At 32.1% G+C, this 23,968-nt stretch carries 29 protein-coding genes and 1 other RNA gene; 17 read left to right on the plus strand and 13 right to left on the minus strand.

The genetic code is table 11. The annotated features are described in order from the left end of the window. Positions 1 to 13: 13 nt before the first annotated feature. From O5637_RS00565 to O5637_RS00580, 4 genes are read right to left on the minus strand one after another with little or no spacing between them, the layout of a single operon-like run. Positions 14 to 1,564, minus strand: a complete 1,551-nt coding sequence (locus O5637_RS00565; RefSeq protein ID WP_269605188.1) for a PhnE/PtxC family ABC transporter permease — start codon at positions 1,562 to 1,564, stop codon at positions 14 to 16. A 6-nt stretch (positions 1,565 to 1,570) separates the two neighbouring features. Then, on the minus strand, positions 1,571 to 2,305 hold the full coding sequence (locus tag O5637_RS00570; RefSeq protein ID WP_269605189.1) for an ATP-binding cassette domain-containing protein: 735 nt from the start codon (positions 2,303 to 2,305) through the stop codon (positions 1,571 to 1,573). Then, on the minus strand, positions 2,302 to 3,213 hold the full coding sequence (locus tag O5637_RS00575; protein WP_269605191.1) for a putative selenate ABC transporter substrate-binding protein: 912 nt from the start codon (positions 3,211 to 3,213) through the stop codon (positions 2,302 to 2,304). The genes O5637_RS00570 and O5637_RS00575 overlap by 4 nt, the downstream gene beginning before the upstream one ends. 19 nt (positions 3,214 to 3,232) lie before the next feature. Continuing rightward, positions 3,233 to 4,411 carry a pyridoxal phosphate-dependent aminotransferase gene (locus tag O5637_RS00580; protein WP_269605193.1) on the minus strand — a complete coding sequence of 393 codons (1,179 nt, stop codon included), beginning with the start codon at positions 4,409 to 4,411 and terminating at the stop codon, positions 3,233 to 3,235. A 100-nt stretch (positions 4,412 to 4,511) separates the two neighbouring features. Here O5637_RS00580 and O5637_RS00585 point away from each other — a divergent pair, with 100 nt between their 5' ends. The 4 genes from O5637_RS00585 (at position 4,512) to O5637_RS00600 (ending at position 8,110) form a co-directional block, all read left to right on the plus strand. Next, positions 4,512 to 4,916: a lactoylglutathione lyase gene (locus tag O5637_RS00585; RefSeq protein WP_269605195.1), complete on the plus strand. Its 405-nt coding sequence runs from the start codon at positions 4,512 to 4,514 to the stop codon at positions 4,914 to 4,916. Beyond that, positions 4,913 to 5,476 (plus strand): uracil-DNA glycosylase, encoded by a 564-nt coding sequence (locus O5637_RS00590; RefSeq protein WP_269605197.1) that lies wholly within the window; start codon positions 4,913 to 4,915, stop codon positions 5,474 to 5,476. Before O5637_RS00585 ends, O5637_RS00590 begins: the two co-directional genes overlap by 4 nt. A 76-nt stretch (positions 5,477 to 5,552) precedes the next feature. After that, entirely contained in the window at positions 5,553 to 6,752 is a 1,200-nt protein-coding gene (gene ispG, locus O5637_RS00595) for a (E)-4-hydroxy-3-methylbut-2-enyl-diphosphate synthase (RefSeq protein ID WP_420063737.1), read from the plus strand. A gap of 53 nt (positions 6,753 to 6,805) precedes the next feature. Further along, complete coding sequence (locus O5637_RS00600) at positions 6,806 to 8,110, plus strand: S41 family peptidase (protein ID WP_269605201.1); 1,305 nt, start codon at positions 6,806 to 6,808, stop codon at positions 8,108 to 8,110. On the opposite strand, the gene O5637_RS00605 is transcribed toward O5637_RS00600, so the two are convergent. Beyond that, entirely contained in the window at positions 8,111 to 8,665 is a 555-nt protein-coding gene (locus tag O5637_RS00605) for a DUF1543 domain-containing protein (RefSeq protein WP_269605202.1), read from the minus strand. It lies immediately after the preceding gene. 9 nt (positions 8,666 to 8,674) lie between these two features. After that, positions 8,675 to 9,661, minus strand: a complete 987-nt coding sequence (gene nadA / locus O5637_RS00610; RefSeq protein WP_269605204.1) for a quinolinate synthase NadA — start codon at positions 9,659 to 9,661, stop codon at positions 8,675 to 8,677. A 106-nt stretch (positions 9,662 to 9,767) separates the two neighbouring features. On the opposite strand from nadA, the gene O5637_RS00615 reads away from it, so the two are divergent. Continuing rightward, positions 9,768 to 10,553: a TIGR04168 family protein gene (locus tag O5637_RS00615; protein ID WP_269605206.1), complete on the plus strand. Its 786-nt coding sequence runs from the start codon at positions 9,768 to 9,770 to the stop codon at positions 10,551 to 10,553. A 38-nt stretch (positions 10,554 to 10,591) separates the two neighbouring features. Here O5637_RS00615 and O5637_RS00620 read toward each other — a convergent pair whose 3' ends face one another. Beyond that, positions 10,592 to 11,341, minus strand: coding sequence for a TPM domain-containing protein (locus O5637_RS00620; RefSeq protein WP_269605208.1), 750 nt, complete (start codon positions 11,339 to 11,341; stop codon positions 10,592 to 10,594). An 86-nt stretch (positions 11,342 to 11,427) separates the two neighbouring features. On the opposite strand from O5637_RS00620, the gene O5637_RS00625 reads away from it, so the two are divergent. Continuing rightward, the gene (locus tag O5637_RS00625; RefSeq protein ID WP_269605210.1) at positions 11,428 to 12,630 is read left to right on the plus strand and encodes a class I SAM-dependent methyltransferase; all 1,203 of its coding nucleotides are present in this window, start codon (positions 11,428 to 11,430) and stop codon (positions 12,628 to 12,630) included. Here the strand turns inward: O5637_RS00625 and aroB are convergent. Then, positions 12,623 to 13,729 (minus strand): 3-dehydroquinate synthase, encoded by a 1,107-nt coding sequence (gene aroB, locus O5637_RS00630; RefSeq protein ID WP_269605212.1) that lies wholly within the window; start codon positions 13,727 to 13,729, stop codon positions 12,623 to 12,625. The genes O5637_RS00625 and aroB overlap by 8 nt on opposite strands. Positions 13,730 to 14,010: 281 nt before the next feature. Between aroB and O5637_RS00635 the strand changes: the two genes are divergently transcribed. Then, complete coding sequence (locus O5637_RS00635) at positions 14,011 to 15,156, plus strand: 5-(carboxyamino)imidazole ribonucleotide synthase (protein ID WP_269605213.1); 1,146 nt, start codon at positions 14,011 to 14,013, stop codon at positions 15,154 to 15,156. A gap of 21 nt (positions 15,157 to 15,177) precedes the next feature. Next, a non-coding RNA gene (gene ssrS, locus O5637_RS00640) (6S RNA) lies at positions 15,178 to 15,359 on the plus strand. Positions 15,360 to 15,467: 108 nt separating this feature from the next. On the opposite strand, the gene O5637_RS00645 is transcribed toward ssrS, so the two are convergent. Further along, a complete protein-coding gene (locus O5637_RS00645; protein ID WP_269605215.1) occupies positions 15,468 to 15,818 on the minus strand; it encodes a hypothetical protein in 351 nt (116 codons plus the stop codon). A gap of 1,653 nt (positions 15,819 to 17,471) precedes the next feature. On the opposite strand from O5637_RS00645, the gene O5637_RS00650 reads away from it, so the two are divergent. Next, positions 17,472 to 17,618 carry a hypothetical protein gene (locus O5637_RS00650; protein WP_269605217.1) on the plus strand — a complete coding sequence of 49 codons (147 nt, stop codon included), beginning with the start codon at positions 17,472 to 17,474 and terminating at the stop codon, positions 17,616 to 17,618. A 183-nt stretch (positions 17,619 to 17,801) separates the two neighbouring features. Beyond that, entirely contained in the window at positions 17,802 to 17,960 is a 159-nt protein-coding gene (locus tag O5637_RS00655; protein ID WP_269605218.1) for a hypothetical protein, read from the plus strand. A gap of 191 nt (positions 17,961 to 18,151) precedes the next feature. On the opposite strand, the gene O5637_RS00660 is transcribed toward O5637_RS00655, so the two are convergent. Then, on the minus strand, positions 18,152 to 18,328 hold the full coding sequence (locus O5637_RS00660; RefSeq protein ID WP_269605220.1) for a hypothetical protein: 177 nt from the start codon (positions 18,326 to 18,328) through the stop codon (positions 18,152 to 18,154). Positions 18,329 to 18,794: 466 nt separating this feature from the next. Here O5637_RS00660 and O5637_RS00665 point away from each other — a divergent pair, with 466 nt between their 5' ends. Then, the gene (locus tag O5637_RS00665) at positions 18,795 to 18,950 is read left to right on the plus strand and encodes a hypothetical protein (protein WP_269605222.1); all 156 of its coding nucleotides are present in this window, start codon (positions 18,795 to 18,797) and stop codon (positions 18,948 to 18,950) included. Between the two features lie 64 nt (positions 18,951 to 19,014). Here O5637_RS00665 and O5637_RS00670 read toward each other — a convergent pair whose 3' ends face one another. From O5637_RS00670 to O5637_RS00680, 3 genes are all read right to left on the minus strand, one after another. Then, complete coding sequence (locus O5637_RS00670) at positions 19,015 to 19,470, minus strand: hypothetical protein (RefSeq protein ID WP_269605224.1); 456 nt, start codon at positions 19,468 to 19,470, stop codon at positions 19,015 to 19,017. A 221-nt stretch (positions 19,471 to 19,691) separates the two neighbouring features. Further along, entirely contained in the window at positions 19,692 to 20,099 is a 408-nt protein-coding gene (locus O5637_RS00675; RefSeq protein ID WP_269605226.1) for a DUF1824 family protein, read from the minus strand. Positions 20,100 to 20,320: 221 nt separating this feature from the next. Further along, positions 20,321 to 20,512 (minus strand): hypothetical protein, encoded by a 192-nt coding sequence (locus tag O5637_RS00680; protein ID WP_269605228.1) that lies wholly within the window; start codon positions 20,510 to 20,512, stop codon positions 20,321 to 20,323. Between the two features lie 161 nt (positions 20,513 to 20,673). Here O5637_RS00680 and O5637_RS00685 point away from each other — a divergent pair, with 161 nt between their 5' ends. The 6 genes from O5637_RS00685 (at position 20,674) to O5637_RS00710 (ending at position 23,952) form a co-directional block, all read left to right on the plus strand. Further along, the gene (locus tag O5637_RS00685) at positions 20,674 to 20,943 is read left to right on the plus strand and encodes a DUF1651 domain-containing protein (protein WP_269605229.1); all 270 of its coding nucleotides are present in this window, start codon (positions 20,674 to 20,676) and stop codon (positions 20,941 to 20,943) included. Positions 20,944 to 21,012: 69 nt separating this feature from the next. Continuing rightward, positions 21,013 to 21,273, plus strand: a complete 261-nt coding sequence (locus tag O5637_RS00690) for a hypothetical protein (protein ID WP_269605231.1) — start codon at positions 21,013 to 21,015, stop codon at positions 21,271 to 21,273. A gap of 78 nt (positions 21,274 to 21,351) precedes the next feature. Next, on the plus strand, positions 21,352 to 21,822 hold the full coding sequence (locus O5637_RS00695; protein ID WP_269605233.1) for a nucleoside 2-deoxyribosyltransferase: 471 nt from the start codon (positions 21,352 to 21,354) through the stop codon (positions 21,820 to 21,822). A gap of 465 nt (positions 21,823 to 22,287) precedes the next feature. After that, complete coding sequence (locus O5637_RS00700) at positions 22,288 to 22,767, plus strand: hypothetical protein (protein ID WP_269605235.1); 480 nt, start codon at positions 22,288 to 22,290, stop codon at positions 22,765 to 22,767. Positions 22,768 to 23,269: 502 nt separating this feature from the next. Next, positions 23,270 to 23,473 (plus strand): hypothetical protein, encoded by a 204-nt coding sequence (locus tag O5637_RS00705; RefSeq protein ID WP_269605237.1) that lies wholly within the window; start codon positions 23,270 to 23,272, stop codon positions 23,471 to 23,473. Between the two features lie 143 nt (positions 23,474 to 23,616). Next, positions 23,617 to 23,952 carry a hypothetical protein gene (locus O5637_RS00710; RefSeq protein WP_269605239.1) on the plus strand — a complete coding sequence of 112 codons (336 nt, stop codon included), beginning with the start codon at positions 23,617 to 23,619 and terminating at the stop codon, positions 23,950 to 23,952. Positions 23,953 to 23,968 lie beyond the last annotated feature (16 nt).

Consider the following 23,968-nt stretch of genomic DNA (forward strand, 5'->3'; position numbering starts at 1 on the left):
TTGAAGAAAATAACTAACTAATGAAATTGTTGGTTGAATTCTTTAACCAATAATTTTGAGAAGTGTTAAATAAGAATTCTCCTGATATTGTTAATAAAGAGAAAGTAACAGTTATTATCATGACTTGGGCCCAATCGAATGAGCTTAGTGATTCCTGTAATTGCCACCCTAATCCTACTCCTCCGACTGCACCTATAATTGCTGTTTCCTTTAGGATTACGTCACTTCTATATGCTCCATAAGCTAAGTAACTATTACTTTGGGGGGCTAATATTCCATAAAGTGTTGCTGATTTCTTGCTTGAACCATTGCTTTTAATTGCGCGATAAATACTTTTTTCTTGATTTAGTATGTTATCTGTAAGTAATCTTCCCATGACACCCATATGTGTAATTCCTAGTGATAATGCGGCTACAGATATATTAGGATTAGTAAAAAGAAGAATAAGTATAGTGGTCAATGGAGGAGGTATTAATCTAAAGAAGATCCAAATAAGATTTTGAACTTTTAGAAGGAATTTACCTGGGAATAATACTAGTAAAAGTGGAGGTGTCCCTATCGCAATCCCAGACGCGAAAAAAGTTATTAAAATTGTTGTAATGATTAGTTTAAAAAGAGGTAAGGTATTAAATCCATTTCTTATCTCTACTAATGAAGGTAAATTTAAATACGAAAAGCTTAATGGAGTAAATATCTCAAAATTTAGATTATAAAGCCAACTAATACCTAAGGATAGAGATAGTGAAAATATTGAGATTGAAATTAAGAAAGAATTTTTCAAACTAATATTTTCAGATATATAACTTCTTAAATATCTTATAAATTTCTCTAATAAAATCATAACTAACCAAAGCATCCACAAACAAGTCCACATTTCATTGAACTCAAATGATTTTAAAGTTAAATATAGTTCTGTTCCTATACCTCCTAATCCAAATATTCCAAGTAATGTTACACCTCTAATTGCACATTCAAATCTATAACTTCCATATGTAGATACGATAGGTATTAACTTTGGTAGTAGAATAGTTATAAATGAGCTCATAGCATTAGATCCGGTTTTCTTAATTGCTATTAGAGGTTGTATGTCAAAACTATCTAGTTGTTCTGAAATTACTCTTGCTGTTAAGGCTGAATAGGGAATGACTATAGATATAATTGCCACCCAAATATTCAAACCTAAAATTTGTATAAAAAGCAGGCCCCAGACTACTTCATGTATTGATCTTGGAATTGCTAATAAGTATTTTATCAATTTACCTAAATAAGAAAATTTAGGAATACTTTTCCAAAATAAATCTGTAGATAGTACACCTAAAAGAATTCCAATAAGCATGCTTATAACCCAGCTAGTTAAAGCAGTAGCAATTGTTATTTGAAGTCCTTCCCATGCACTTTTAACTACTTCTTGATTGAGCGAAGGTTTTATCGCTGAGCTTATGAATAGAAATATGATATTTAGGCCCCCAATATGAAATCCTTTGATAATTTCTATTAGAATGGGAATGTAGGCTATTGATGGGATTAATGTTAATAAAGTTGATACTGGTTTTATTAATTTCATTATGAATTAAAATAGCCAATCAAGCTCTGATTTATTAATATTATTAATTTCTCTATCTATTACAATCTCTCCATCTTTTAACCCAATAACTCTATTGAAATTATTTATTAAATTAATTTGGTGAAGACTTATAAGTATGGTCTCAGGGATTTTAATTCTAAGATAATTTTTTTGATTAATAAATAAATTTAAGATATTTTTTGATAATAGAGGGTCTAAATTTGAGAAAGGTTCGTCTCCAAGAAGAATCTCTGGTTCTTGTCTTAAAAGACGTGCAATTGCTATTCTTTTTTTTTGCCCACCAGAAAGTTTATTTATATAGGAATAAATAGTTTTTTTAGGCAGAGAGACTGCTTCTAGGCATTCTTGGCATAAACCTTTATCTAAGACTCCGAGGAGATTTTTTAAAGCCCATATGAAATTGTGTTTACCTAGTGCACCGCAGTTTATATTCTGAGCGACATTTAGCTCCTCTATCAAAGATAAATCCTGCCATATAGTTCCTATTTTTGACGACTCAATATTTGAAATATTGTTAATGCGAGAACCTTTCCATATTACATCCCCTTCTTTTGGGATTAGTGATCCATTCGCGATCGAGATTAATGTACTTTTGCCAGAGCCACTCTTGCCAATAAGCGCTATCTTCTCACCTTGATTTATTGTTAAGTTAATATCTTTTACTCTAATACTTTCTTTACTGCTATGGCTTATATTTTTTAATTCTAGTAACTTAGTCACTTGATCTTTCCAATTTTTCTACCTACCTTTTCTATTTTATTATAATTCTCGTTTTTTGATATTATAAATTTCTTTGCGCCAAATAATTCGAGAATTTGTTTTTGTTTTTTTGACTTTTCATTGAAACGTAAAAATACATTTGTAAGTTCTTTCGTAAAGCCTTTTTTGAACTTTTTATCTAGGTTTCCTTGAGCGAGCCAATGATAATTATGATAAGAAGGAGTCTTCCAAATCACAAAGACTTTTGATTGGTCCACTCGTCCTCTCTCAATATTTCTCTTCCATACTTCTTCGCTAAGAGCACCTGCCTCATATGAACCACTTTGCACAAGCATTAATGTTGAATCGTGGCTACCACTAAAGCCTGGGCTTGCACCTTTGAAATCTTTAAGTTGAACACCTGCTTTGTTTAAAAAATATTGTGGCATCAATCTTCCTGATGTTGAACTTTCAGAGCCAAAAGTAAAACGCTTGCCTTTTAGTGTTTTTAAGTCATTTATGTTATTTATTTTTTGGATTGAACTTTTCTTGTTTGCAATGAAAATACTATGGAATTTTTTATCAATATCTCTTTGTGCTATTACCTTGGATCCTTTGCTTTGAAGTCTTGATTGTACACCCGTTAAAGCACCGAACCATACTAAATCTAAATTCCCGGTCCTAAAAGCTGTTACAGCTGCAGCATAATTAGTAACTGGTTTATAACGGACTTGAACATTGAGCTGCTCGCTTAATTCAGAGGATAATACTTTATATAGACGATTCAGGTGCTCTGGGTTTTGATCTGGTATCGCCCCAATGCGAAGTATTTCCTCTGCTTTTAATGAAGTAATATTAGATAAATTAAATATTGATAAAAGAGAAATAGTTATTTTAGTTGATTTGATTAATCTTGGAGCTTGATTCATTTTTTTATTTAAAAATCATTTAAAAATCATTTAATAATCTTTCTAATCTATCTACTCCATCATTGATCATTTTATTAGATGATGCATATGATATTCTTATGCATTTGTCATCTCCGAAAGCAATCCCTGGAACTATTGCTAGGCCAACCTTTTCTAGTGCCAACTTACAGAAACTTATTGAATCGATATCCTCTAGATTAATTTCTGGGAAAACATAGAAAGCTCCAGTAGGAGGGACAAACGAAATATTTTTTATTTTTTTTAGTCGTTCTGTTATCAATAACCTCCTTTTGTTATAAATTTCTGCCATTTCATGAACGCAATCTTTTGAGCCCTGAAGTGCGGCAATAGCTCCTTTTTGAGCAAAACTGCATACATTGCTTGTACTTTGACTTTGTAAAGCAATGGCTTTCTTTATTACCTCTGTATTTCCTGTTAGGTATCCAATCCTCCAGCCAGTCATTGCCCAAGCCTTGGCAAAACCGTTGACTGTGAAAATTCTATTTTTTAAATCTGGTGCTATTTTTGCAAAACTGTGATGAACTTGATTTGGAGAAATAAGAAATTCATAAATTTCATCACTCATTAAAAAAATTCTTGGATGTCTTCTTAAAAAATCAGAAATAGTATTCATTTCTTGCTCGGTTAAAACGCACCCTGTTGGATTACTTGGAGAGTTGATAATTAATAACCTTGTTTTTTCAGATACGTTTTCTTCTAGAGAATTGATATCTATTTTGAAATTATCTTTAGTTGAAGATTTAATTTTAATTGGCTTGGCACCAGCTAAAAGTGTTATCTCTGGATAACTAAGCCAATAAGGTGCAGGTATGAGTACTTCATCTCCAGGATTCAAAACTACTTGAAATAAATTGTATATTGCTTGTTTGCCTCCATTAGTTACTAAAACATTGTCTGTTTTTGTTGGAACTTTATTTATATCTGATTGTTTTTGCGCAATGGCTTCTCTTAATTCAGGATCTCCAGCTGCAGGCCCATAACGAGTTTTCCCATCTTTTAATGCTTTTAGAGTTGCATCTATAATAAATTCAGGGGTATCGAAATCTGGTTCCCCTGCACTTAAACTACAAATATTTTTCCCCTCGGCTTTCAAAGCTTTAGCTTTTGCGCTGATCTCAAGAGTTAGAGAAGGTTTTATGGAGAGAGCTCTTATAGATATCTGTGATTTGTCAGTCATCTTCGAAGCATAACTTCAAAATGTTTTTATTAGATTCACTTTTAAAGTGAATTCATCTAATTACAAACTTACTACTTAATCTGATACTTGCATGCCTTTGATGAACATAAACTTTGTAATTGCTTCTGAAAACCCTAAAGAATTGTCAGGATTTTATGCCAAGATCAACTCTGACAAGGTGAATAAAGGTTTTAATGCAACTCATTATTTTATTTCATTAAGTAATCGATCCAAAATACATTTTTATAGACCTAATAAAAATCACGAATGGCAAAGGAAAGGAAACTCAACCGCATTGTGTTTTCAACGTGAACCTTGTGCGGATCCATCAAAAATCTTAGAGGGCTGGATATCTGAGATATTGAAAATAGGAGGTAGTGCCATGGGAATTCCAAAATTGGCAAATTTTGGATCTGAGCAATGGATGCTTGACCCAGAAGGTAATCAATTTTTAATTTTGGTGCCCTATCTTTTAAAAGGATCAAATAAGGAAGCTTTAATGTGACTCAAAACATCTCCTCTGATAAAGGCGTTTCTGAAGTCTCTGATTTAAGCAATTCCATAAATAAAATCGTTGTATCAAGGGGTAACCCTCTCGCCAAGTTAATGATTATTGGAGAAGCTCCGGGAGCAAAAGAGGAGGAGGTAGGTAAGCCTTTTGTAGGAAGGTCTGGAAAATTACTTGATAAATTACTTCATAATGCTGGGATTGATATCAACCAGGATGTTTATTTTTGCAACGTGGTCAAATGTAGACCGCCCCAAAATAGACGTCCAACAAAGATTGAAATTCAAGAAAATCTTCCCTGGTTGTATCAACAAATAAAACTTGTAAACCCCAGATTAATAGTCCTTGTTGGAGCAACAGCATTAGAAGCGATTTTGAAAATTAAGTCTCGTATTAGTATCTTCAGGGGGAAATGGATTGATTGGGAGGGCAAACTTGTAATGCCAGTTTTTCATCCATCTTATTTACTTAGGAATCCATCTAATCAGGATGGAAAACCCATGAGTCTGACTAAATCAGATTTTTTAAAAATTAAGGAAAAAATTGATTTTTTATAATAGCCCTTGAATATGTCATCCTTATTTATTAAAGAGGCTCAATTGTTAACCCATGATTGCGACCCTGGAAAAGAATATGGAAGAAAATAATCTCTCACAGCGATATAGCACCAGAATTATTCGTAGAGATACTAGACCAGTGATGGTTGGTGATATTGGCATCGGTGGAGATAATCCGGTGCGTGTTCAATCAATGATTAATGAAGATACGATGGATATAGAGGGTTCAACGGCCGCAATAAGGAGATTACATGAAGTTGGATGTGAGATTGTCAGATTAACAGTTCCAACTCTTGCAAGTGCAAAAGCTGTGGGAGAAATAAAGAAACTTCTAGCTAGCACTTATCAACCTGTTCCTTTAGTAGCGGATGTTCACCACAATGGAATGAAAATAGCTTTAGAAGTAGCTAAGCATGTAGATAAAGTTCGTATCAACCCTGGATTATTCGTTTTTGAAAAACCAGATCCCAATAGAACTGAATTTACTCAAGAGGAAATTGACGTAATAAAAGAGAAGATCATACAAAAATTCGAACCAATTGTTAATACTCTAAAAGAGCAAAATAAGGCCCTAAGAATAGGAGTTAATCATGGCTCTTTGTCTGAAAGAATGTTATTTGCTTATGGAGATACGCCCTTTGGAATGGTTGAATCAGCTATGGAATTTATTCGAATATGTCATTCATTAGATTTTCATAATATTGTAATTTCGATGAAAGCTTCTCGAGCACCAGTGATGCTCGCTGCTTATAGAATGATGGCTGACACAATGGACAAAGAGGGATTTAATTATCCTTTGCATTTGGGTGTAACTGAAGCTGGAGATGGGGATTATGGAAGAATAAAAAGTACGGTAGGGATAGGTACATTGTTATCCGAAGGCATTGGAGATACAATTAGAGTTTCTTTAACAGAGGCGCCTGAAAAAGAAATACCAGTTGCATATTCAATTTTACAAGCGGTTGGTTTGAGAAAAACTATGGTTGAATATATTAGTTGTCCCAGTTGTGGTAGAACATTATTTAATTTAGAAGAAGTTGTAGCAAGAGTTAGGGACGCTACTCAACATTTAACGGGTTTGGATATCGCTGTAATGGGTTGCATCGTTAATGGACCTGGAGAAATGGCAGATGCTGACTATGGTTATGTAGGTAAAGGTGTCGGAACTATTGCGCTTTATAGAAATAGAGATGAAATCAAGAGGGTACCTGAGGATGAAGGTGTTCAGGCATTGGTTGATTTAATTAAAGAAGATGGTAAATGGGTAGACCCTTAAAAACAGAATATACAATTTAATTATTTTATTATTAGAAAAATTATTTGATAGTCATGTTAAAGAGTTTTTTGAAAATATGTTTGTTATTATTTATTTCCCCTTCGCCATCTTTTTCCTTCCAGGCCAATTCTTCTACTTTGATTACTAATAATCCAAAGGAGATTATTGATCAGGTATGGCAAATTATATATCGCGACTTTTTGGACTATTCAGGAAAATATAAGGCAGAAGATTGGATTAAATTAAGAAAGGAAATACTATTAACTAAATATTTTGATAATGACGCTGCATATATTGCCATAAAAGATATGTTGAGGGGATTAGATGATCCTTATACAAGATTTTTAGATCCTAAAGAATTCAATGAAATGAGAATAGATACAACTGGTGAATTGATGGGAGTAGGTATTCAAATTTCTCTAGATGAAGTTACTAATCAAATTGTTGTCGTTTCACCAATAGAAGGCACTCCTGCTTTTTTCGCAGGAATAAAACCTAAGGATATAATTGTATCTATAGATGGTAAGCCTATCGAAGGTCTGAGTATAGATAGTACCGTTAAACTTATTCGAGGTAAAAAAGGAACGAAAGTTGAACTTGGTATTATTAGAGACGAAGAGTTGTTAAATGTCTCATTAATAAGAGATAGAATTGAAATCAATGTGGTTGAAAGTCGAATAAATAATACAGTTATAGGTGCAAAAATTGGTTATCTAAGGTTGAAACAATTTAATGCAAAATCTCCAAAAGAAATGAGTTTATCTATTAATGAATTAGAAAAACAAAAACCTTTTGGTTATGTATTAGATCTTAGAAGTAACCCTGGTGGTTTGCTTGAGGCAAGCATTGAGATAGCTAGACAATGGATAAATACAGGAATTATTGTTAGTACTAAAACAAAAGATGGTATTACTGATATTAGAAAAGCAAAAAGTAGAGCCTTAACTAAAAGACCAGTTGTAGTTTTAATCGATGAAGGGTCTGCGAGTGCTAGCGAGATTCTCTCTGGAGCAATTAAAGATAATAAAAGAGGAGTATTGGTTGGGAACAAGACTTTTGGTAAGGGACTCGTTCAGTCTGTAAGATCTCTATCTGATGGCTCAGGCCTAACAGTTACAGTCGCTAAATATTTAACACCAAGTGGTAAAGATATAAATAAAAATGGAATAGAACCTGATTTTAGAGTAGACCTTTTGTTAAATGATAAAAATAGATTAACAAATTCAGATCTAGGAACTATAAAAGATAATCAATATCTTGCGGCTGAAGATATATTACTTAAAAAGTTTAAGTTTGAAGATGATAGAAATTCTTATAACCCTTTAAAATCTAATTTAGGCTTTGCCCTGAAAAAATAGTTAACACTTATCAATTCTTCTATATCCATACCAGTCAGGAATAAGTTTTTCACTTCTTTTTTCTGGATCTGGGATTAAATTTATTTCCCAATTCTCTATTTTTATAGGATGTAAATCGTCAACTTGATCCAAATAATTTATACCTGAATAGTCATCATTATGCTTATTCTCTAAATTTGATTCCCAATTCTTTTTGGCTTTTCTCTTTGCATCAATAGGTTTCTTCGCGACAATTAGATTGAATTCGTGTTCTTCGTACATCTTTTTTGGATTGTACCCGCCTAAATTAACAAACCAAAGTGAAAAATCTTCTATTTGTGGGCTAATTAAACTATCTTTATTGGATTTAGATATGACTATTTTATATCCATCAACATATTTAATACACTTATAACTATCAATATGTAGTCCACTTTTCTTTCCTAACCATTGTTTCCTAAGCTCAGCGAATGTATCCTCTATCTTTTCACCTAAAACCCATCTTACATCGTGTAATTCTATATTGCTTTTTAAACTTCTTCCACCTAATACAACAATAAAAAGGGATAAATCCATAAGATTGATTCAATTACTCATATCCAGCATTTTTTTCATTGGCTTATAGGCCATTTCTCTAATTTTGTCGTCCATTTTTAATTCTGGGTTCATTTCTTTTAAACATTTATATACTTTTTCTAAGGTATTCATTCTCATGTATGGACATTCATTGCAACTGCATCCATCTAATCCAGGTACTTCGATATAGGTCTTTAAAGGTGCTGTTAATTTCATTTGATGAATTATTCCTGGTTCAGTAAGAACAATAAATTTATTACTCGCACTATTTTGCGAGTAATTAAGCAATTTGCTTGTTGAACCTATGAAGTCTGCCAAATCTAATAGACTTTCTTGGCACTCAGGGTGAGCGAGTACTTCAGCGTTTGGATTTTTGATTTTTAACTTTATAAGTGATTCTTCATTAAAAGTCTCATGGACAAGGCATCTTCCTGGCCACAAGGTTAATTTTCTACCACTTTGACGTTCAACCCATCTACCAAGATTCCTATCGGGTGAAAATAAAATTGGTAGATCTTTGGGTAATTTGTTTACAAGATCCACTGCGTTACTACTTGTACAAATCAGGTCACTTTTTGCTTTTACCGCTGCACTGCAATTTATATAGCTGATCGCAAAATGATCAGGATGCTTGTCTAAGAATTTTTGAAAGTCATCGGGTTGGCAATCATCTGCAAGTGTACATCCAGCATCAAAATCAGGGAGAAGAACAGTCTTGTTTGGGCACAAGATCTTCGCTGTCTCAGCCATAAAATGGACGCCACAAAAAACTATTACATCTGCATTTGTCTCAGAGGCTTTTCTAGATAATTCAAGTGAGTCCCCAATAAAATCTGCAATATCTTGTATTTCAGGTTCTTGATAGTAATGAGCAAGAATTATTGCATTCCTTTTTTCACGCAAAAAATTTATCTCATCAGTGAGATTTTTGGTTTTATTTGAGACTGATTTATCAGTCTTGTAATAGGAAACAGTAGTAATTAGTTTCCAACTCAATGTGTTGGGGCAGTATAGAGGGTAATTTCCAAAAAAAGATCTGACAGATATCCGAATTGCTATCGCTGGGGATTTACATGGGTCATGGAGTCAGGATGATCTGGATTTGCTTTTGGAACTAAATCCTGATGGTGTTTTATTTGTTGGTGATTTATCTGATGGCGATTTAAGAATTATTCGAGCAATAAATAAAATTTCTATTCCTACTTCAGTAATACTTGGAAATCATGATAGAGGTAGAGACGGATCTGGAGATGTTTTAAGAACCCAATTGGATTTGTTAGGTGAAAAGAATTGTTCATGGAATTTATCAAAATGGGGACTAAATCAACTTTCTGTCGTTGGAGCTAGACCTTGCAGTGGTGGTGGTGGTTTTTTCTTAACACCAGAAGTTAAGTCTGTATTCGGGGAAGTAAGCCTTGATGAATCTGTCTCAAGGATTGTTTCTGCTGCCAAATCTGCACCATTAGATTTTCCTTTATTAATACTTGCTCATTCAGGACCAGTGGGCCTGGGATCAGAATCTTCTAGTCTTTGTGGCAGAGATTGGAAATTACCATCAATGGATTGGGGCGATAAAGATCTTGGTATCGCAATTGATCAAATTCGTAAATTTAGGGTTCCAGAATTAGTCGTTTTTGGCCACACTCATCATCAATTAAGAATAGGGGGGAATCGTACTAGAAAAACTTTTGCTCAAGATCTATGGGGGACTTCATATTTAAATGCTGCGTGTGTTCCAAGAAGAGGTATTGATTCTGCAGGTGAGAATTTGTGTCATTTTTCATGGGTTGAGTTCTCTAATGGCAAGCTGGTCCATGCATCGCACAGATGGTTTAGGAATGATGCATCAATTGCATATAAAGAGATTTTATTAAACCAAAAAATTTAATATTCAATAGGTTTTATTGTTTTCATAATCAATGGATTTTAACTTTGATTATTTAAATCAGAATCTTTAAATTTTCTTTCTGCAATCAAATATGCACCAATTGCAGAGCCTATAAATCCTAAAATGTTTCTCATTAAAGGCAAAATGTCATTAGTTCTTGTTACCACAGGAGCAATTCCAAATATTCCAAATAGCATTATCCAAAGTGGGGAAAGGAGCAAAAGCCATCCTATTGAAAATGATTCATTTTCTTTTCTTGGAGAGGCTGCGAAACCTGCAATGACTCCTCCCAACAAAGAAGTCAACAAAGTCCATTGCCATTGTTCCTGGGGCAAGCCAGGTACAACTTCACAACCACCACGGTCTAAGCAGGTCTCAACAGCTTGTATTGAAGCTAAGATTGCACCGTCTTCTCCATTATCTCTTACATAAAATTGGTTACCAAACCTAGTTTGTAATTCCACCCAAAATATTCTGGGCATTAGAGCAAAATATGCATCTCCAACATTAAAACTAAGTAAATTCCCTCCTCTTGGGTCAGCAATTATAAGTAAACTTGTCTCATCAAGATTCCAAAAGTCTTTGACGGCTAAACCAGGAGTTTTCTCATATTGAGACAAAACCCTTATTTTCCACCCAGTTTCTTGTTCATAAGAATTTAGTGAGTTCTCCAAGTCTAATCTTTGTTTCTCACTAAGAGTTTTTGCGAGATCAATTATGGGTGTTTGTTCTTTTGGTAATAGTTCAGGATTATTGTAAGCAAATGCTCTCCCGCCCATTGAAAACATAATTACTAGTCCCAGACAAAAAATTATGGCTCTTTTAAATGATTTCTTCAGCATTTGCTTGAGTTTCTCTGAAGTTATTCTCCATCATGATTGACCCGACCGCGAGATGTCCTCAATGGTTAATTGATCGCATTAATGATAGTGGCGGTTCAATTAGTTTCTATCGATATATGGATTTAGTTTTAAATGATCCAGAAAATGGATTTTATTCAACTGGGAAATTAAATATTGGTAAGAATGGAGACTTTTGTACTTCGCCATCTTTGAGTAATGATTTTGCACGTTTATTAGCTATTCAAGTAGTTGATTGGCTTCTTGATCTAGAAAAATCAGGAATTGATTCCGAATTGTTTTCACTTATTGAGATTGGACCAGGAGAAGGAACTTTATCAAGAGATTTGATAGTAGCTATTGCTGAAATCGCACCTGCTTTGATTTGTAAAATAGAGCTTGTTTTAGTTGAATTGAATTTAGGGATGAGAAGGCGGCAAGAAAAATTACTTCTTGATTTGGAGGGGATAAATTGTCGCTGGAGCAGCATCGAAGATCTAATCTTAAGTCCAGTAACTGGTGTAGTTATTGCTAATGAAGTTTTGGATGCATTTCCTGTAGAGCGATTGGTTTTTAGTGACAATAAAGTTTTTAGGCAGGGAGTTTCTTTAAAAAAAATAAATGATGAATTTTTTTTGGAATTTGCTGACCTTAAGCCTACTTTTGGGATTATTAAATTTTTAAAAGAATCTAATAGTCTTTTAAAGATTGAGTTTCCACCAAAGGATATTTGTAATAGATGGGTTACCGAATGGCATTGTGATGTACCGAGTTGGTTTAGAAAATTGTCTAAGGTTTTAATTAATGGCTCTTTATTAGTTGTCGACTATGCGATGGAATCGAAGCGCTATTACAACAAAATGAGAAATGACGGTACTCTTATTGCCTATAGAAATCAAGAGGCAAATCCTAATGTTTTAAAAGATGCTGGCTTATGTGATTTGACAGCACATTTATGTATTGAATCAACCATCAATTATGCTCTGACTAATGGATGGAAGTTTATGGGTGAGACTAGGCAGGGGCAAGCTCTCTTGGCGTTAGGACTTTCAAATTTTCTTTATTCTCTTCAAAATACAAGTAGTAATGATCTATCAGCCGCATTAAATCGAAGAGAGTCATTATTGAGGCTAGTTGATCCAATTGGACTAGGGGACTTTAGGTGGTTAGCTTTTCAGAAGGATAGTAGTTGCGGTCTGACTTTAAGAAATCGTTTTCTTGAAGAGCCAATTAGCTAAGTTTTTGCAAGCATTCATGAATCTCTTTATTAGAGATATTATTTAATAATTGTACATCACCAATTTTTAATGGCATAACGAAACTCACTTTGCCATTTTTAACTTTCTTGTCTCCTTGAAGTGAGCTTAGAACACTCTCTATTTCAAGCTTTGGCCACTTGGTGGGTAAACCTGCTTTTTCTATTAAGTGTTTCTGCCTTTTTGCATCAATATCTTTCCACAATCCCCTCTGAACGGCTAACTGACCTACTGCAACCATACCCATTGCGACTGCCTCACCATGAAGCCATTTCCCATAACCACAAAGATTTTCTATTACGTGACCAAATGTGTGTCCATAATTTAAGAATGCTCTAACTCCACTTTCCTTTTCATCTTTTACAACAATATCTGCTTTAGATTTTGCAGAACGCTTGATTATTTCTAGTAGTAGTTTCTCATTCATTTTTGAAAGATCAGAAATATTATCTTGCTTCTCTAGAAGTTCGAATAGTTCTAAGTCTGAAATAACTCCATACTTTATTATTTCAGCCATACCTGCTTTAAACTCTCGTGATGGGAGCGTAAATAATGTTTTAGGGTCTATTAACACCAATTTAGGTTGATGAAAAGCACCTATAAGATTTTTACCTTTTGAATGATTTATGCCAGTTTTACCACCAATGGAGGCATCAACCATGGCAAGTAGTGTCGTAGGGATTTGGACTACATGAATACCACGCAACCAAGTAGCAGCTGCAAACCCAGTCATGTCTCCAATTACCCCACCTCCAAGGGCAATCATTAATGATCCTCTTTCTAATCTCGCTTCATATGCTGCATCGTGTATTAAATCTATAGAAGATTGATTCTTTTGGTCTTCTCCTGCTTTTATTATTAAAAGTCTTGGATTGTATTCCCTTTCAATCAAACTTTTAATGATGTAATCACCATATTGATCAGAGACTTCTTTATTAGATACGACTAATACTTTTAGTCCTTTCCTAAAACCAATATTACATAGTTCATCTCCTATGCACTCAAGACTATTTTTTCCAATAACTATTTCGTATGGGCTGCTAGTTAAAGAGACTTTTATATGGTGGTTGTCTTTATTCACAGTTGTTAGGATATAAGATTTTGATGGTTTATTAAGTTAAATCATCAAATTATAGAAGTAATTATATGTTTGACTAACACATTTAATAATCAAATGATATGTATTCGTATACGATCAGTATTTATTCCGGGATCAAAATAATCACATAGTGGAATATTATTTGGGTTGTGAATTAAGAATGTTTTTATTAAAATCATAATTTAAACAGTATTTCTGTTTGTTCGCGATTTTGTTGTTTGTCTACAAGTGAGCAAAGCTCTAATGATGAGGTCCTTAACTAAATGATTGGGGTCGTGGGTGGAGGACAGCTGGCAATGCTTCTAGTTGAGGCTGGAAAGAAAAGAGATGTTGATGTCGTTGTTCAGACGACAGCCAAAACTGATCCTGCTGCTAAAAAGACAAATCAAGTTATTTTGCATGATCCTACTAATCCTGTGGGTACAAAACTTCTTGCCGAAAAGTCTCGCTTGATTACTTTTGAGAATGAATGGGTTGATATCCCTAGTTTACTTCTGCTTGAAAAAAAGGGAGTTACTTTTATCCCTAAACTTCAGTCAATAAGACCTTTAATTAATAAAATAACTCAAAGAGAGCTATTAAACAGCCTTGATATTCCCTGTCCTGATTGGTTGCCGATACCTTTAAAAAAATCATCAGAAATCGACATTCCTGCTGATTGGGGATTCCCTTTGATGGCAAAAGCTGCCAAAGGTGGATATGACGGTAAAGGAACTAAAATTATTAAAAATTCAAAACATCTTCAAGAATTTTTAGTAGTTGAAAAAGAAGAGCAATGGATGTTAGAGAAATGGGTCTCTTTTGATAAGGAATTATCCATTGTTTCTAGTAGGGATTCAAAAGGGGTTGTTCGTAGTCTGCCAATCGTAGAAACCTACCAATCCAAGCAGGTTTGCGACTGGGTTCTTGCTCCAGCTGATATTAATCATGACGTTGAACTTATGGTTAGAAATGTCGTATCTTCTTTGCTTGCAGAGTTGGATTACGTTGGAGTTATTGCTATTGAATTTTTCTACGGATCTGAAGGATTACTTGTAAACGAAATAGCTCCAAGGACTCACAACTCAGGTCATTTTTCCATAGATGCCTGCAATAGTAGTCAGTTTGATCAACAAATATGTATCTCATCTGGGATTAAAGCCCCAATGCCTGTAATGCTTGTTAATGGAGCTTTAATGGCAAACCTGCTTGGTTTACCAACTAACTATCCAATAACACTTAATCAGAGGCTGGATGATTTAAGGGCTATGCCTGGCTTAAATGTTCATTGGTATGAAAAAGAAGAAGAAAAGAAAGGTAGGAAGCTTGGTCATGTTACTTATCTCTTGAATAATAAAGATGCTTTGTCTAGAAAAAAAGAAGCATTGGCTGTTTTAAAAACGATAAGGTCAATTTGGCCTACCTCATGATGTTATTTTGTTTAGATTGTTCTAGTACTGCTTTGTTGGTATTGGCCTTTTCAAGTGCTCTGATCTGACTCTCTTTCGATATGGGGAGGCTGTCGTGAAAGTAACGTACACCAGTTTTATCTGGAAACGAAGCTTCACTTTGAATCCCCCTCTGGTTTTTCCAGGTCGATGCTTCTTGGGCCTTACGGCAAAGTGGTACTTACTAAAAAAGTCGATTTAAATTATATAAGTTTTGAGGATTTAAATAATTTAGGCTTGAATTTTTGTTGGTTATTAGCTCCCTGCTTTTTGGAATGAGCAAACAATAAATTTCAAGAGGTTATTTCTCTAGATTTGCGGACCTTTCGCAGTAGTTCATGATCTTCTCTTGCTCTTTTATCAAGAATGGCTATGTCTCTTCTGGCTTTTTTATCAACTTTTTGAATATCTTCTCTTGCTCTTTGGTCCAGTAGCGCAACATCTTTTCGTGCCCGTTGGTCGATGTTCTCGAGATCCGCTCTAGCTCGTTGATCAACATTCTCTAAATCAATTTTTGCTCTTTCGATCATGCTTGTCATTGAGTCGACCATCATTGACAAAGCTGCAGGAACTTGTTTGCCGGAAGCTGAAAAAGAGGGTTGCTTATTAAGACTAATTCCATTGTTTGCTTGATTAGAAGCCATAGTTTTAATTAAAATTGGCTTGGATTAATTTAGTAGCCATTTTCTTCACTCTTCTATTATCCACTTTTATCTGCCAAAAAAATTAAAAGCTTCTGAAGAAAAACGAGATGTAATAGAGAGATGCAGCTTTTGCTTGAAGTGCTTATTTCCCTTGTATTTAGTATTTTTTCAGATTTCAAAGAAATCTAAATTTTTAGGTTATTAAAAAGCCATCTAAAAAAAATTATTAATAGTATTTCCCCTTTGGATAAAGTCTAGCTATTTTCTGCTTTTGATTTTCTTGCTCTAGGTTCTTTCTTTTCCGATCCTTGTATGAATCGTCACCTTCATTAAGCCTAAAAAAGACAAAGTAGAACATAACACCTGTAAAAATCAATCCTATGAATAGCACCCAAAACCCGATTAATCCTGTAGGGGATAAGTAGTCAACGTTAAAAGAAATATCTCTCATTTTTATTACATACAAAGACTATTACTTTATATTATCTTTAATAAATAGAAAATGTTGGCATGGCTTGGTCTTTTGCAAATGTAAATTTTTACTTTCAACTTAAAAGACTTATTTGTTTTTAATGAGGGTTTTTACGCATTAACTCACAGTAAAATCTAATTAGAATAAAGTTTGTTATTTTTTTTTTAATGGAAGAAACCCATAACTATGCTTTTAACCTTCTGGTTCCATTAATGGGAATCGCTCCGTTGCTGATGCTATTTATATTAAAAGGCGAGAAGAAATCAAAGACTTCAAAGAGTTGGACTAGATCAACTAATTAAAATGGTAAAGAAATAAGATATTAATTTCATAAAAATTATTTACCTATTTATAATGTTTCTCTATTTATCTAACTATTTATTCATAAGTAATTTTAAAACGTTAAAATATTTCATAAATTTCAAATCTAAATAAATGCCTGTTCGGTCTCCACTCACGTTTACTTTCTCTTTGCGCTATCTTGTTTTTATTAGATATTACTCTAAATAATTAAAAGCTAATTTCTTCCAATGCAAAAGCTTAAGACTCAGCAATTTGCAAAGTTTTTTCTAAAAGACTTAAAAACAGAAAAACCTGAATATATAAACGAGAAATATAGAGCTGATAAATTCAATTCCTCATCATCTAATTAATTTTTTATTGTATGATTATTTTGACAATAAAAATTGCCTAGTAACTCTTTATACAATAAATTTTAACGTTCAGGTTTTTTGATAAATCAGATGTATTTTTTTATTTGCACTCTAAAGAATTATAGAGAATGTTATTCTATTAAAATCACAGTTAGTCATATGTAATTTATACTTTGTTTTAATGCAAGAATTAAAATAATCTAAATAATCCTACAAAAATATAAAAGAATGCTATTTCTATTCTTAATTTTTTGGATGTGTGAATAAAACGATTCTGAGCAAAACAACCCTCAAATGGATTTCAGGCCGAGATCCATCTTCTATTGACATAGCTATCATTACTGAACTTCTCGGTAAAAAGGAGTTAAGATAACGTGTATTAACATGTGATTCAAATATAAAATCGTTAGAAATACTATTTAATTTTTATGAGCGTTGGTAAGTGCATTTACCTAAAAAAGTTTTGTTAATTAATCTAGAAATATATATTTTTCAATAGTAAATTTAGTTACTACTAAATTTACTAATATGAAAACCGCTCAAGATAGATATTTTGAATGTTTAGAAGTTTGTATTGAAGATGAACAGGGCAAATCTTGTCGCCAAGTATGCGCACCTATTCTAAATGATGATCCTTCTGACCACCCTAAAGTTCCATTAACTAATAATCATTAAATTTTTACATTTAAAAATCCTAAACTTAAAATATTTAGCCCTGAAACTATATACAAAATATAGATAATTTCAGTCTCCAAAATTTCTATAGTATTCTTTATTTATTTTAATGGTCACTTTATTGATTGGAAGTGCTTTTCGGTTTTCAAATTAGCTAGAATTTATTAAATTTTTACACAAATTATGGATACTCCTATTATGCATATAAATTTTTTCAATGCATTGCTGGCTCTTTATGTGATTGGTTATCAGTTCTCTATATGCTTGGATTGGAGTTGGATACCAATGAATAAAGAAGATTATCAACTCCCCTATCAAGATAAATGGAGTAGTACAAGTTGATAGATTAAAAAGTTCACTAATCTTTTCGTGATTTTTTGAAATTAGAAGATAAACTTTTTAAAAAATATTATTAATATATCTAAACGATCTAATAATATCAATAAATATTCCAAAGGTAGAATTCAGATTTAACTCAGTTAATTTAATTATTTTTTTTAATATATAGTTTTTAATATAGACCTTATTAATTTCTATATACTCTGAACCACATGAAACAAACCAAATGAATACCCACCTATAAGTATCCAACCGAGAATAGCTGAAATTATAGTCGATCTTCTATTATGCCTTCTTATTGCATTTTCAATCATTTCATTTACGTCTTCTCTATTTATTAAATTTGTAGGTTGTGGATTGGTAGAAGTCATGGGTTTATGTAAATTTGATGCTTTGAGTTTGTTTGTAAATCGCTGCTTAACCAATTTACTTTTGAGAAAGAATTAGCTTAAGGAAGCAATTTCGGCCTATCTTTTTAGCTATGCTTAATAGAAACAGCAAAGGGTGGCTAAAAAGCGGGCAATGAATTCATATGTAAATAATTGTTAAGACTATAAAGGATTTTTGTAGAAGTTGTGTAGGTAAAATCACTTTATTTGCTTTTTGCTCCAATCAATTGAATACTAAGTTAAATATGGGAAGTTTTGAAATTTGATTTATTTAAAAAGAACAGGGTGCATTTTTTTTATCAAAGTTAATCCATGCCAAGCCCATGTAGTAAATAAATTTTGTCTTTTATTTAATAGTTTGGTTGTTAATTAGTCATTCAATTAATCGTTGCCGCCATAAAAGGGAGTCTGCTTCCACAGTTGATTGAGAATAATGTAATAATAAAGTATGAAAAATCTTTCACCAATAGATATAGACCATCACTTGGAAAAGCTTGAGTTCGCTTTGGCGATTTCTCAGACTATTGGTGATAAGAATAAATCAGCTAAGATTAGAGCTCAGCTAAAGATGATTGGCTATAACAAGCAAGAGCCTGGTACGTAAAATTACTTTTAAAGTAGAAAAGTTTTTTTATACTTACGAAGAAAGCCTATCTATTAAATCAAAATTATATATTACTTTCGTTATTATCTGATTCGTTCTTTTCTAAATGCTTTCTAGCCAGAAAAGAATATGATGCTTGGTGTTTTTCCTTCCATTCTTTATGCTCTTTTATTTGTTTTTTTAATTTTTCTAAACTCTCTTTTTCTTCTGGATAAACCCTCTCTAAGTATTCAGGACTTAAGTTGATATTACCTTCAAATTCATAAACCATTTCCTCGAATGATTCACCTATTCCAAGGATATCTGCCATGAAATCTTCAAACTCATCAATATTTATTTCTTGAAGAACTTTTCTTAACTTACTTTGGCTTGATTCTTCTGGCTCCCATTCTTTTTTTAGAACGTGAAGAAGATTAAGCTGGCCAATTCTATCTAGAAGATCCCACTTGGATGCATCATCGGCTGAGTAAAAATAGGAGCCATCACCAGACTGATAAAACTTGCCTCTTTCTTTATCCATTTATATTAAGTGGAGAACGTATTAAATCTTCTATCTCAGGTTTACAGTGGTAATACATTTGATTCGATTTGTTTATGACTAAATTTGATTTTAGTAATTTATTTGATTTTATTATATACGTATTAGGATAGCAATCATTTTCATATCTTTCTGTTCTTTTGATTGTTTTTAGATTTATTATTTGTTTGGATTATTAATATTATAGTTTGAGTTATTAAATATCATTTTTCATCAAAGAAATCTAATGGAAAGGGGCCAATAGTTCTTGATGGCAATGAATTGTCATAATTCTGACAACCAATTAAAATACCTTCTCCCAGACCAAATTCAATTCTTGCGTGAATTTCCCCTGATTTTTGATTAGCTTTTAAGAATATTGGACCGTCAATACTTGGTAATTTTATGCATTTCATTTCATTGAGTTTAAATTTTTTTTCTATTCTTCTGACTGCATTAAGTCCTTTTTTTAATGAAGGTGACATCACTCCTATCGTTATCCAATCTGATTTCTGAATAATAAGACTAAGTTCATTAAATAGTATTTTTGATTGTTTTTTATCTAATTTTGGAGCAGATCTCAATTTATCAAGGTCTTCTAATGTGTAGATATCGACGTTTGTTTTAGACATTTAAATCATAATTACTTATTTTATCAGCAATATTAGTTTTTTTCTAGTATTAATTTTCTTTTAGGTATTTATCTTTGCTTTTGAAATAGATTGAAAACTAAAAATCTATAAAATATTTACTAAAGCAACATTCAAAAAATTATCTAATAAACAAATAATATTTATTAGGAGATCTTTCTGAAAATCTTTTAAATCTAATCATGGATTGCATTTAATCTCTTTCAGTTGAGATTGTTAGATTCTTCTATTCTCCTGGATTCATGCAATTGTTCTAATTCGTTATATATGTCACGTAATATTGTCTGTATTTGATCTGAATTCTCTATAGCACCTAGCGAATTCATTGCTTTTAAAAGGCTTTCTTTAGCTTCTATTAAAGCTCGACATTGCGTGCTACCCGCTTCGGAGGACATCTTTGTTTTAGTTGTTGCTTCTTTTTATTATATCTTTTATTTTAAATGATTAATTTTCTTTCAATTTTTTTAAATTTTTATTTCTTTAACTTCACTTTAGATTTTAGGCTTGACGAAGCCTGCTTTTTTAATTAAAAACAAAATTAAGAATTGATTTTTTGATGAAAAAAGTAGAAAACTTAGAGGCCCCTATTGGTTGGCTCATAGATCCTCAAAATAAATGGGCTATTCATTTTGACTTTAAGGAACTTACTAATGAAAATATCTCTGCTGATTTTACGATTGATATGTGGGGAGTTGTTCAAAGTGGTAAACCTATGACATTTAAAAGCAGAAGAAAGGTCACAAAGGAAGATTCACTTAAGACTTGGAATCAATTGCTTTCATCAAATTGGGTTGAATTTGATTTTGATCGAGATAAGACTATTTAAAAAGCTTTTTAATTTATGTGCATTATCTTTTTTATTGGTTATGATAAATACTTATTTATAATTTAAAAATTGCAAAATACTTTCCAAAAACTTCTTAAATTAGCGTTTATATTCTCAACTTTAATTACTGGATGGACTTCAATCGTTTTATTATCAAATTCAACATTTAATTTAGAGATTAAGGCCTTAATAACTAAAATGTATTTGAATCAAAAGAATTTCATTGTTAATGTTCAGGAGCTTTCACTTTTATTGGTAAAAGATGCCAATGAGCGTTTTTCTGAAAATAATCAAAGCATAATTCAATTAAAAAATTCAAAACCAGATTAATAAATAATATTTTTACATTATATTTAAGATAAACGACTATTATTAATTCGTAAATGATTAATTAGAAGATTAATAAAATTGTCAAATAAAACACTTTATCTTGCTTCTCCATATGGTTTCTCTGATCATTGGAGGCTGAAGCTTTTACCTGAATTTATTACTAAACTTGAGTCTATGGGGGCATGTGTTTGGGAACCCTTTGCTAGAAATATTAATATTGATATTTCAACTCCTGGTTGGCCTAATAAAGTTGCTTCTTCAAATTTAAATGATTTGAGGCAAGCTGATGGTTTATTTGCAATAGTTAATGGGACGCCTCCTGATGAAGGGGTAATGGTTGAGCTTGGGGTCGCTATAGCATTAGGAAAACCTACATTTCTTTTTAGAGACGACTTTCGTAAATGTACTGACTCTGATGAATACCCGCTTAACCTAATGATTTTCCTGGCGATACCCTCTGATTCATGGAATAATTACTATTATTCTTCTTTAGATGAAATTGATTGTAAAAGTAAGGCGATTTATAAATGGTTAAGAGAAGAGATTTAATGGATATAATTTTCATAGTTTTATAGGAACCAAATTAAGTACTGTCCTATTTATATATGATAGGATTTACCATGAAATTCAATTTATAGTATATGGTAAATGCATGATATTCTATTTAACATGAATAATGTAAGGATAGAGATATCGTTTAAATCTTTTAATGAACTTCGTAAGATTCTTTCTTTTTATCAGAGAAATAACCTTTATAAAATTAATATACCTTGCAAGGATACGTTAAATAAAGATTTTCTATTAGAGTCGATTAAAATTGCAAAAGTAGAGTTTCCAAATATAGATATTATTCCTCATTTTAGTATTCTGCATGAATTCAAGAGGAATAGGATTAACACTCAAAATTCTTTAATTAGCTTTATTCAGTCCATAAAATATTTTGGTTGTAAGCAGGTACTTCTTATCTCTGGTTCTAAAAAAAGGTCTACATTAGATTCTGTTTCTGCTCTATCTATGCTAAAGGATAACCCTTTATTTTTTAATGAAGAGATTTCTTTTGGCGTGGCATTTAATCCTTATCTACCAGGTTTTTTGTTTGATGAAGAGATTGCAAGATTAGAAAAAAAACTTAAATCAGGCTTGGTAAGTTCTATCTGGCTTCAATTTGGTACTGATTATAAACTTCTAACAAGTAGGATCGAAATACTATCAACTCTGATTTCAAAGACTATTAATAATAAATCTAAAATTTCAAAAATTATGATATTTGGAAGTATTTTAATTCCATCAAGACAATTTCTAGCGAGATTTAAATTTAGACCATGGAAAGGTGTTTATTGTTCTAGTGAGTTTTTAGAATCACTAGACTCGGCTAATGAACTAGTTACACAATTATCAACAACATATAGACAGTATGAAATTTTCCCAATAATTGAAACTAATACTTCTACAGAACATGATTTATATAAATTAAAAATGACTCTTAAATTATAAACACATCAAATTTATTTATCTAAAGGTATGATTTGATATGTTTATTTTATTAATTAAAGTTCTAGTCTTAATTTTATAAATTGAGAAATCTTTGTTTATTTGAAAATCGATTGATTACTAAGCTGTGATTTTATATGTCTAGAAAATCTACCTCATTGAATGCTGGTACAAATCAAAAAAAACTATTTTACAGGAGTAACGCTTGTGTGGATTTTTCTATATCAATACGTATTGCATTACTTTGCTAGCTTGTTCATCTCTTCTCTTTTCCATGAAAGAAAGTTATCTTTTGTGTTATGAAAACCTTTTTCCTTTTTGAGTTAATAATTTTTCGCGATAATAATTTATCCTTTTACCTTTTAAATCTTCTCTGATTCTTTTTAGTTGGATTTAGTATTACTCCTTTGAATCTTGTTATAGTTTTTTGTTTGGTTGAAGTCGACCTATTCTTCGCAGTCGATCGAAAATTCCATTAATTTAGTTTAAAGGAACAACTTAAAAAATGTTTTCATCAAGAAAAAAAACACCTAAAAAGAGCGTTTCTCAGTCAAATTCTTTTGCTGCTGATACCTTTTTGCTTAGGAGAGGATCTGAAGCTACCAGGTATAAGGTCGCTTCCTTGATGATGTTTGTTGCTGGTTTTGGCTTGCTAACTTTAGGAACTTGGGTCCTTAATGATTTTAATTTTCTTACTTTTACAAACTGATCAAGCAAGTTAACTTTTTTAAAAAATGAAGGTTTCAATCTTTCATGCTATTTTGACACTTAATTAGTAAATCCTTATCTTTATAAGCTATCAATTAAAAATTCGCACTTATTACTCTAAGGTTAAGTAATCGCAATAATTAAATGTCAAATTCTTGGGATGAATATTTCGCACATTACTCTGATTGGGACGAATCACATTGTTTTAATGTAAGACTGGAACTCAAATTTGAGGAAGAGATCAAGAAGCTTGGTTATGTCGAATACGTTAACTCTGATGATATGTATCTAATAGATAATAATATTTCTAATAAAAACCTCCCAATAAGTAAAACTTATAAAAAGAATAAAAATGAGCTCTTCTTATCTTTTGAGGTGCCTTATGATTGGTCGATTGATACGGATTGGGAGGATAAGGCTCTTGTACTCCTTGGGCTATGTGATGAGTGGGTAATAGACTCTTCTGTAGAGGATAAATAGTAATTATTTTAGTATT

Origin of the sequence: Prochlorococcus marinus str. MIT 0917 (assembly GCF_027359575.1) — a bacterium.
Lineage (GTDB): Bacteria > Cyanobacteriota > Cyanobacteriia > PCC-6307 > Cyanobiaceae > Prochlorococcus_B > Prochlorococcus_B marinus_D.